The following is a 919-nucleotide window of genomic DNA, read 5'->3' as shown; positions in this document are numbered from 1 at the left end:
TACCTGGAGGGCAAAGGTGATGGCGCTCACTTCGGCGGCGGCTTCGTCGCGGCGCAGGCGCAAGGGGAGCAGGGCCGCGGCGCAGATGGCCTAGGTCGTGAGGTCGGTTAGGGAGTAGGTACCGGGCATGAGAGATATGGGATTAGTAAAATGCGACCGTAAGGTAAGCAGTATTCCTATACAATCATTTTTTCTTCTGCGGCGCGGCAGCGTAGCTTTGCCCCTCCTTTTCACCGCTATCTACACATGGCTTCTTTCTACGCCGAATTGCGCGTGGCAGGCCACGTCTACCCACTGCGCTACTGCACCTATGGGGTGCAGCAGGCCACCGGCGAGCGGGGCCGCCCAGTTGAGCGCGTGCGCCACGGCCGCCTCGACGCGGTGGCCGACGTGCCAGCCGACGATTTCCTGCCCGACTGGGCCGCCACACCCCATCGGCCCCTGGCCGGGCACGTGGTGTTCTACGATGTCCAGGGCGGCCCGCCCCGCGAAACCGTGAGCTGGGAAGCGGGCCACTGCGTGGACTATCAGGAAACGTTCGAATCGGGTAATGCCGCCGAAGGGTCCTATGTATGCCACGTAAGCATCGCCGCCCCCAAGCTCGCCTTCAATGCGGGCGGGCCCGCGACGGCCTTCGTGGTCCCACCCGCACGGGACCACGGCACGCCGCCCGTGGCCGTGATGCGCGGCTGCCGCCCGACCCTTCGTGGTGGGCCCCGACGGGGTGCCGCACCTGCCCCGCATCACGGCCGACCCGCCGTTTGAGGTCAAAGGCGCCACCAAACACAAGCCTGCCCTGAACCGGGGCGAGTACGTGCGCCAGCTCACGGGCCAGCAGCAGGGGATGAACCGGCTCACCGTGGCTGAGTTCATTGCCAACCGCGATGCCTACCAGAACCGCAAAAAGACCAAGCCCGAC

2 protein-coding genes are annotated in these 919 nt (G+C 65.9%); both read left to right on the top strand.

Annotation, left to right across the window (positions count from 1 at the left end):
- Positions 1–246: 246 nt before the first annotated feature.
- Positions 247–765, top strand: coding sequence for a type VI secretion system tube protein TssD (gene tssD, locus WX88_RS26740; RefSeq protein WP_046247494.1), 519 nt, complete (start codon positions 247–249; stop codon positions 763–765).
- On the top strand, positions 725–919 hold a 195-nt coding region (locus WX88_RS26735), incomplete at its 3' end, for a polymorphic toxin type 15 domain-containing protein (protein ID WP_046247493.1). The genes tssD and WX88_RS26735, both read left to right, overlap by 41 nt.

This window comes from Hymenobacter terrenus, assembly GCF_000972495.1.
GTDB classification, from domain to species: domain Bacteria; phylum Bacteroidota; class Bacteroidia; order Cytophagales; family Hymenobacteraceae; genus Hymenobacter; species Hymenobacter terrenus.
Note: the sequence above shows the minus strand (reverse complement) of the source record. Positions and strands in the feature narration are given on the sequence as shown.

Bases quoted from the DNA above. Each gene is read 5' to 3' on its own strand.
- tssD (WP_046247494.1), top strand. From the start codon at position 247: ATGGCTTCTTTCTACGCCGAATTGCGCGTGGCAGGCCACGTCTACCCA.